This is a genomic window from Cereibacter changlensis JA139 (assembly GCF_003034985.1).
In the GTDB taxonomy this organism is placed as follows: domain Bacteria; phylum Pseudomonadota; class Alphaproteobacteria; order Rhodobacterales; family Rhodobacteraceae; genus Cereibacter; species Cereibacter changlensis.
In genome coordinates, this window is sequence record NZ_PZKG01000162.1 from 1 (window position 1) to 7582 (window position 7582).

Annotated in this window: 9 protein-coding genes; 3 read left to right on the forward strand and 6 right to left on the reverse strand. The window is 71.3% G+C overall.

Annotated elements, in window-relative coordinates:
• A partial coding sequence (locus C5F48_RS20385) for an ABC transporter permease (protein ID WP_107665622.1) occupies positions 1–1534 on the reverse strand: 1534 nt, incomplete at its 3' end.
• 93 nt (positions 1535–1627) lie between these two features.
• Between C5F48_RS20385 and C5F48_RS20390 the strand changes: the two genes are divergently transcribed.
• Complete coding sequence (locus tag C5F48_RS20390; protein WP_107665623.1) at positions 1628–2500, forward strand: hypothetical protein; 873 nt, start codon at positions 1628–1630, stop codon at positions 2498–2500.
• 40 nt (positions 2501–2540) lie between these two features.
• Here the strand turns inward: C5F48_RS20390 and C5F48_RS20395 are convergent, their stop codons facing one another.
• Positions 2541–2795 carry a DUF2312 domain-containing protein gene (locus C5F48_RS20395; protein ID WP_107665624.1) on the reverse strand — a complete coding sequence of 85 codons (255 nt, stop codon included), beginning with the start codon at positions 2793–2795 and terminating at the stop codon, positions 2541–2543.
• A gap of 148 nt (positions 2796–2943) precedes the next feature.
• Here C5F48_RS20395 and C5F48_RS20400 point away from each other — a divergent pair, with 148 nt between their 5' ends.
• The gene (locus tag C5F48_RS20400; RefSeq protein ID WP_107665625.1) at positions 2944–3159 is read left to right on the forward strand and encodes a hypothetical protein; all 216 of its coding nucleotides are present in this window, start codon (positions 2944–2946) and stop codon (positions 3157–3159) included.
• Positions 3160–3253: 94 nt separating this feature from the next.
• Here C5F48_RS20400 and C5F48_RS25325 read toward each other — a convergent pair whose 3' ends face one another.
• Both C5F48_RS25325 and C5F48_RS20405 read right to left on the reverse strand, forming a co-directional pair.
• A complete protein-coding gene (locus tag C5F48_RS25325; protein WP_170139644.1) occupies positions 3254–3424 on the reverse strand; it encodes a hypothetical protein in 171 nt (56 codons plus the stop codon).
• 24 nt (positions 3425–3448) lie between these two features.
• Positions 3449–3766, reverse strand: coding sequence for a TraR/DksA family transcriptional regulator (locus C5F48_RS20405; RefSeq protein ID WP_107665626.1), 318 nt, complete (start codon positions 3764–3766; stop codon positions 3449–3451).
• A 138-nt stretch (positions 3767–3904) separates the two neighbouring features.
• On the opposite strand from C5F48_RS20405, the gene C5F48_RS20410 reads away from it, so the two are divergent.
• Complete coding sequence (locus tag C5F48_RS20410; protein WP_107665627.1) at positions 3905–4333, forward strand: protein tyrosine phosphatase family protein; 429 nt, start codon at positions 3905–3907, stop codon at positions 4331–4333.
• Between the two features lies 1 nt (position 4334).
• Here the strand turns inward: C5F48_RS20410 and C5F48_RS20415 are convergent, their stop codons facing one another.
• Together C5F48_RS20415 and C5F48_RS20420 are read right to left on the reverse strand one after the other, a co-directional pair.
• Entirely contained in the window at positions 4335–5327 is a 993-nt protein-coding gene (locus C5F48_RS20415) for a FliM/FliN family flagellar motor C-terminal domain-containing protein (protein ID WP_245941425.1), read from the reverse strand.
• Between the two features lie 68 nt (positions 5328–5395).
• The coding region (locus C5F48_RS20420; RefSeq protein ID WP_107665628.1) for an ATP-binding protein at positions 5396–7582 on the reverse strand (2187 nt) is incomplete at its 5' end.

A 7582-nucleotide genomic window follows, 5' to 3' on the forward strand; every position in this document is an offset into this window, starting at 1 on the left:
GCGTGTTGTAGTTGAAGGGCCGCAGCAGCAGCGTCGCCGGCAGCTCCTTCACGCAGTCGACGAAGACCACCAGCAGCGCCGTCGCCACCGAGCCGCGCATCAGGGGCAGGTAGACCGCCCCCAGCGTGCCCCCCGGCCCCCGGCCGAGCGAGCGCGCCGCCATCGGCAGGCTGGGCGAGATCCGCCCGAAGGCCGCATCCACCGCGCCCTGCGCCACGCCGAAGAAGCGCACGACATAGGCCAGCACCAGCGCCGCCGCCGTCCCGGTGAGCAGCAGCCCCGGGTCATGCCCGGTCAGCGCCTCCAAAGCGTCGGCCAGCCGGTGATCGAGCGCCGCCAGCGGCACGAGGAAGCCCAATGCCAGCACCGCCCCCGGCGCGGCATAGCCGACCGTGGTCAAGGGCAGCACCAGCCGCGGCAGGCCGCGCTCGGCCATCCGCACGCCGTAGACGAGGAAGATCGCGCCGCCCACCGTCAGCGCCGCCGCCGTGCCGCCCACGGTCAGCGTGTTGACCAGCGCCTGCACCAGCCCCGGCGAGACCCAGGCCCCCGGGTTGCGCAGCCCGTGGCCCAGCATGACGCCGACCGGCAGCAGGAAGCCCAGGGTGAAGGGCACGAGGCAAAGCCCCGTCGCCAGCCAGCCCCGCGCGCCGCGCAGCTCCGCCTGCACGATCGGCCGGGCGCCGCGCGACATGCGGTGGTAGCGGGCGTTGCGCCGGCTCAGCCGCTCCAGCGCCAAGAGGAGGAAGATCAGCGTCAGGATCACCGAGGCGATCTGCGCCGCCCCGCCCGCGTTGCCCGCCGTCAGCCAGGTGGAGAAGATCCCCGTCGTCAGCGTCTGCACCCCGAAATGCTCGACCGTGCCGAAATCCGCCACCGTCTCCATCAGCGCCAGCGCCACCCCGGCCGCGATGGCGGGCCGCGCCAGCGGCAAACCGACGCGGCGGAACAGCCCCCAGGGCCCGGTGCCGAGCGCGCGGGCCACCTCGTAGGAGGCGCCCGACTGCTCGCGGAAGGCGGCGCGGGCCAGCAGATAGACGTAAGGGTAGAGCGCCGCCGACAGCACCAGCACCGCCACCTCGCGGGACCGCACCTCGGGGAACCAGTAGTCGCGCATCGACTGCCAGCCCATCAACCCGCGCAGGCCGGTTTGCACCGGCCCGGAATAGTCGAAGAAATCCGCCAGCGCATAGGCCCCGACATAGGCCGGCACCGCCAGCGGGAAGAGCAGCGCGTAATCCAGCACCCGCGACAGCGGGAAGCGGTACATCGCCACCAGCCAGGCCGCCCCGGTGCCGACGGAGGCGGTCAGCAGCGCCACCCCGGCCATCAGGTAGAGCGTGTTGCCCAAGTAGCGCGGCAGCACGGTCGACAGCAGATGCGGCCAGATGTTCTCCACCGGGTGGAAGGCGATCCAGACCACCGAGAGGATCGGCGCCAGCACCAGCGCCGCGATCAGCACCGCGCCGAGCGACCAGCCGTCGGGACGGGGCAGCAGACGGGCGCGGGACTGTTGACGGATTTGCTCGGGCATGACCAATGCCGATTACAGGAAACCCGTTTAACTGTCCAGAAATGCGCCTATACTCGGCGGGTTCGTATCCGTTGCAGGCTTGGGTTCCTTTCCATGCACATCGTCTATCACCTCGGGGCGCATTGCACGGACGAGGAGCGGCTGCTGCGCTGTCTGCTGAAGAACCGCGACCTGCTGGCTGCCGAGGGCATCGCGGTGCCCGGCCCGGCGCGCTACCGCACCCTGCTGCGCGATGCCGTGGCCGCGCTCGACGGGGCCGAGGCCCCGCCGGCGCTGCAGGCCGATCTTCTGGCCCGGATCCTCGACCACGACCGGGCCGAGCGGCTGGTGCTGTCCTGGGACAGTTTTCTCGGCTTTCCGCAATGGGTGCTGCGCGGCGCGCTCTACCCCGCCGCGGCCGAGCGGGTGCGCGGCTTCACCCGGCTCTTCCCCGATCATGAGGCCGAACTGCATCTGGCGATCCGCAACCCGGCGAGCTTCCTGCCGGCGCTGTTCGAAAAGCAGCGCGGCCGGAGCTACGCCGCCTTCATCGAGGGCTGCGAGCCCGCGGCGCTGCGCTGGTCGGATGTGGTGGCGGGCATCCGCGCGCTGAACCCGGAGCTGCCGATCACCCTCTGGTGCGACGAGGACAGGCCGCTGATCTGGCCCGAGGTGCTCGCCAGCGTCGCCGGCCACAGCGCCGGGCTGGAGCTGGAGCAGACTGACGAGTTGCTGGCCGAACTGCTGCCGCCCGAGGCGATGGCGGCGCTGCGCCGGGCGCTGGCGGAGCATCCCGCCGGGGATGTGGAGGGGCGGCGGCGCCTTGTCTCGGCCAGCCTGAAGGCCGCCGCCCTGCCCGAGCGGCTGGAGATGGAGGTGGACCTGCCGGGCTGGACCGAGGCGCTGATCACCACGATGACCGCTGGCTACGAGACCGACCTCGCGCGCATCGCGAGGCTCCCGGGCGTGACGGTGCTGGCCCCCTGAGGGGGGGCGCTGCCGGGGCGCAAAGCCCCGGCCGGTCGCGTCAGGCCATGCCCAGCGCGGATTTGTACAGCTCGAGGATCGTCTCCTCCTCGGCGATGTCGTCGGGCTTGCGCTTGCGCAGGGCCACGACCTTCTTCATCACCTTGGTGTCGTAGCCGCGGCCCTTGGCCTCGGCCATCAGCTCTTTCTGCTGCTCGGTGACGTCCTTCTTCTCGGCCTCCAGCGTCTCGAAGCGTTCGATGAACTGGCGCAGCTCATCGGCGGTGACGTTGTAGGAATCCAGCGGGTCGCTCATCGTTCTGCCTCATCGGGTTGCCGGCCTCTCCCTATCCCGGCCCGGGGGGCGGGTTCAAGCGCGCTTCCGGCGCGGGCGGTCGCAACCGGCAATCTTGCGCAGCGGGCGGCGCCCGTGTAGGGCGGCGCAAAGGCATGGGGAGGTTGTGATGGACTGGCTGATCTGGATCGGAGCCGCCATATCGCTGGCCGGGGTGGCCGGGCTCGTTTGGTGCATCGTGCTGGCGATGCAGGCCCGCAAGGCGGGGCTGGAGGAAGAGGCGATGCACGCCCGGCTGCAGCGCGTGGTCACGCTGAACATGGCGGCGCTCGGGATCTCGGCGCTGGGGCTGATGTGCGTGGTGGTCGGCATCCTGCTCGGCTGAGCCGGCCTTGCGAGGGGCGGCGCCCCTCAGATCTTCTGGGCAGCGGCCACCGCCCCTGCCCTGTCCCTGTCAGGCGTCAGCCTTCCAGCCGCCTTCAGACCGGCACGTTGTCGAAGGCAGCCTCGATTTCGTCCTCGTCGCGGGTCGCCACCGGCAGCATCACCGACAGCGCCTGAAGCTCCGCCAGCAGCGCGGCGAGGCCGGGTTGCGCCGGCCTTGTCCGCTCCGGCGGGCGGGCGGCTCTCGGCTTTTCCATGACGTTCATCTGGGTTCTCCTCGTTTCGGGCGGTCAGCCCGCACAGCTGCGGCAGAACGGGGTGTAGGGCACCACATCCAGCCGCGCGTCGCCGATCTCGGCGCCGCAGGTCACGCAATATCCATAGTCGCCGCTGTCGATCCGGGCCAGCGCCGCGGTGATCGCCCGGATCTCCTGCTGTCCCGAGACGCCCATTCCCTCCAGCACCTCGTCGGTCTCGCGCTCGGTCGCCAACTCCTCCCAGTCGCGGGAATCATGCGAGTCGAGCTCGGCCTCGATCCCCTCGAGCCGCTGGCCGAGATCGGCGAGCCGCTCCTGCAACTGTCTCCGGCGTCTGGCGATGTCGGTCATTGGGCTTCTCCCTTTGGACCACTCTAGGCGTCGGCCCCCTCCGCCTCCTTGATGCAGGTCAACAGCGAGTCAGCGGCCTTCCGTCCGCCCGCCCGGCCCGCTATGGTCCGGGCAAAACCGCCGCATGGGGAGCCTTCGATGGACATCCGACCGCTGACCGACAGCTACGCCGTCTCGCCGCAGATCACGCCGGAGGACCTGCCGGCGCTGAAGCAGGCGGGATACACCACGGTGATCAACAACCGCCCCGACGCCGAGATCCCCGACGCTCTGCAGGACGCCGCGATGCGCGCCGCGGTCGAGGCCGCCGGCCTGAGCTATGTGCGCAATCCGGTGATCGGCGGGGCGATGACCATGGCCAATGTCGAGGCGCAGCGCGCCGCTCTGGAGGCCGCGGGCGGCCCGGTGCTGGCCTATTGCGCCTCGGGCAACCGGTCGTCGCAGGTCTGGGCGCTGGCCAACGCCGGCAAGCTGCCGACCGACGAGCTGATCGGCGTGCCGGCCCGCTTCGGCTACCAGCTGGAAGGGCTGCGACCGCAGATCGAGGCGCTGGCGCAGCGCGGCTGAGTCAGTCGCCGTCCATCGCGTCGAAGTCGAAGCTGATCGCCGGCGCCTCTTCCTCCTCCATCGCCTCGTCGGGATCGGGGTCGGGAAGCTCGATCTCTGCCAAAGGCGCCGCCTCCAGCGCGGCGGCGGCGACCGGCGGCGGGGCCAGCCGCACCGCGCGCATGCCGCGGTTCTGGCCCAGCCGCCCCTCCGCCAGCCGCCGACCGTCGCTGCCCTCCAGCCCGATGCGCTCCAGCGCCGCCATCGGCAGCGGCAGCAGACTGCCCGGCTCCAGCGCCATCACCGCGGCCAGCGGCAGGCTGACGCGGTGCAGCACCCCCTCCAGCACGCAATCCGCCGCCATCACCTGCGCCTCCAGCGCGGCCGAGAAGGCGCGCTCCTCCGCCGGGTCGTGCAGGTCGACCGCCCCCGCCGGCCGCTCGCCCCGCCCCTCGGCGGGCAACACCAGCAAAAGGCCGCCGGTCTTGGCCCCCAGCGCCAGCACCAGCTCGGCCCGCAGCACCCGGTAGGCGCAATCCTCCAGCAGCAGCCCCAGCGGGCGCGGGTCATCGAGGAAGGAGGCATAGCGGAAGCCGCCGGCCCAGATCAGGTCGGGATCGGCGGCAAGATCGTCCTCCAGCATCTCCAGCGCGCGGTCGATGAAGCCCGCCACCATCGCCGCATCGGTGCGGGTCGGCTTGCGCGACAGCGGCGGGCTGGCCGCCACCTTGCCGATTGTCTGCACCTCGATCATCGCCGCGAGCACCGGCGGCGACAGCACGATCAGCCCCAGCGCCTCGCGCGGGCCTTCGAGGACCGCGATCAGCGACAGCTCCGGCGGCAGCTCCAGCAGTTCGGCCAGCGAGCGGCGGTCGCAGCCCAGCCGCGCCACCTCCAGATCCAGCGTGAAGCAGTCGCGCGCCGCGCGGGCCAGCGCCATGCGCAGCCCCCGCTCCGCCCCGGCGAGACCCTCATCCGCCGGTTTGGTCGACGCCTCGATCTTCCGCCTGATCACGCCTCGATCCACGTCTGCCCCGCTGGTCCTCCGGCCCCCAGCCTTCGCATGTCAGGCTTACCAAAGCGTTAGGTCGGCCCGGCTTTTTGCAGCCGCAGCGGCAGCACCACCCGGAAGGCCGCGCCGCCCTGCCCCGGCAGGTAGCTGATCGTGCCGCCGAGATTGGCCATCACCTCGCGGCAGATCGCGAGGCCCAGCCCGGCGCCGCCCGCCCGGGTCTGGTCGGTCAGCCGGGCGAATTTCTCGAAGATCAGCGCCTGACTGGCCTTGGGGATGCCCGAGCCGTTGTCGACGAAATCCACCGTCACCCGCCCGCCCTTCTGCCGGACCGAGATCCGCAGCTCCGGCCGCTCGGCGTCGCAGTATTTCCGCGCGTTGGAGATCAGGTTGATGAAGACCTGCGCCAGCCGGTCGGCGTCGGTCTGCACGAAAAGCGCCTCGGCGGCCGGATCGCGGATCACCACGAAGCTGCGCTCCGGCCGCGTATGCGCCGCCGCCTGCAAGGCCCGGTCGATCATCTCGCCGATATTGGCCAGCCCCAGCGTCAGCTGCACCGAGCCGTTCTCCAGCACGCTGAGGTCCAGAAGGTCGTCGAGCAGCCGGGTCAGCCGGATCGCCTCCTGATGGATGATCCCGGCCTGCCGCGCCGTCACCTCGGGCGGCAACCCGCCCTCCATCAGGATCTCCGAGAAAGCGCGGATCGAGGTCATCGGCGTGCGCAGCTCGTGGCTGATCTGGCCAAGGAAGGCGTCCTTCTGCACCGAGAGCTGGGTCAGCTTCTCGTTCACCTCGCGCAGCTGCCGCGCGGTGCGGGTCAGCTCGGCCTGCTGCGCCTCGAGCCGAGCCGAATATTCCATGATCTGCGCCGTCTCGTTGGCCACCGCCATCAGATCCTCGACCGAGACCGCCGCCCGCCCCGCCAGCTGCGAGATCATCGCATGCGCCGTGGCCGCGCCCACCGAGCCCGCCAGCCGGCGCTCCAGCCGCTCGACGAAGGCGGGCACCGGGTCGGGCAGGTAGCCCGCCTTGCCCTGCGCCCGCGCCTCGGCCTGAAACAGCGCCAGCGCCGGCTCCTCGCCGAGGATGCGCTGCGCCATCACCAGCAGGTCCTCCGCCTCGGCCTTGCCCTGCGCCCAGCCCTGCGGCCCGGAGCCGCCGCGCTCGAAGACGTTGACGAAGGCCGCGCCCTGCGCCCGCTCCACCGGGCCGGGGAAGGTGAGCACCGAGCCGAGGCAGAAGGCGATGCTGTTCAGCACCATCGACCAGAAGGTGGCGTGCAGCAGCGGGTCCATGCCCTCGACCCCGAACAGCGCCTGCGGCCGCAGCCAGCCGATGCCGAAGGGCCCCTCGGCCAGCATCCGCGCCGGGATCACCGCCTCGCCGAAGGAGGGCAGGAACAGGGTGTAGCACCAAAGGCCGAAGCCGATCCCCAGCCCCAGCACCGCCCCCACCCGGGTCGCGCCGCGCCAGAAGATCCCGCCCAGCATCGCCGGCAGGATCTGCGCCACCCCGACGAAGGAGATCAGCCCGATCGCCGCCAGCGCCCCCGCCCCGCCCGACAGCCGGTAATAGGCAAAGCCCAAGGCCAGCACCCCGGCGATCGACAGCCGCCGCGACAGGAGCACCAGCCGCCGCACGTCGCCCGACACCGCCGGCTGCGGCCGCATCGACAGCCAGAGCGGCATGACGATATGGTTCGACACCATGGTCGCCAGCGCGATGGCCGCGACGATCACCATCGAGGTGGCGCTGGAGAACCCGCCGAGAAAGGCCAGCATCGCCAGCCCGCCCTGCCCGTAGTGCAGCGGCAGCGTCAGCACGAAGAGGTCGGGGTTGGTGCCCTCCGGCATCACCTGCAGCCCCACCACCGCGATCGGCACCACGAAGAGGCTCATCAAGAGCATGTAGAGCGGGAAGGCCCAGCTCGCCGTCGCCAGATGCCGCTCGTCGGAATTCTCCACCACCAGCACCTGGAACATCCGCGGCAGGCAGACCACCGCCGCCGCCGCGAGGAACATCAGCCCGGCCCAACGGCCCGGCTGCAGATCCCAGTCGGCGATCGGCGAGGCGTCGATCCGGGCGATGATGTCGGCAGGCCCCGAGGCGATGCCCCAGACCACGAAGATCCCGACCGCCAGCAGCGCCACCAGCTTCACCACCGCCTCCACCGCGATGGCCATCACCACCCCGGTGTGCTGCTCGTTGGCGTCGAGGTTGCGGGTGCCGAACAGGATGGTGAAGAGCGCCAGCCCCCC

Bases quoted from the DNA above. Each gene is read 5' to 3' on its own strand.
- C5F48_RS20390 (WP_107665623.1), top strand. From the start codon at position 1,628: ATGCACATCGTCTATCACCTCGGGGCGCATTGCACGGACGAGGAGCGG.
- C5F48_RS20395 (WP_107665624.1), bottom strand. From the start codon at position 2,795: ATGAGCGACCCGCTGGATTCCTACAACGTCACCGCCGATGAGCTGCGC.
- C5F48_RS20400 (WP_107665625.1), top strand. From the start codon at position 2,944: ATGGACTGGCTGATCTGGATCGGAGCCGCCATATCGCTGGCCGGGGTG.
- C5F48_RS25325 (WP_170139644.1), bottom strand. From the start codon at position 3,424: ATGAACGTCATGGAAAAGCCGAGAGCCGCCCGCCCGCCGGAGCGGACA.
- C5F48_RS20405 (WP_107665626.1), bottom strand. From the start codon at position 3,766: ATGACCGACATCGCCAGACGCCGGAGACAGTTGCAGGAGCGGCTCGCC.
- C5F48_RS20410 (WP_107665627.1), top strand. From the start codon at position 3,905: ATGGACATCCGACCGCTGACCGACAGCTACGCCGTCTCGCCGCAGATC.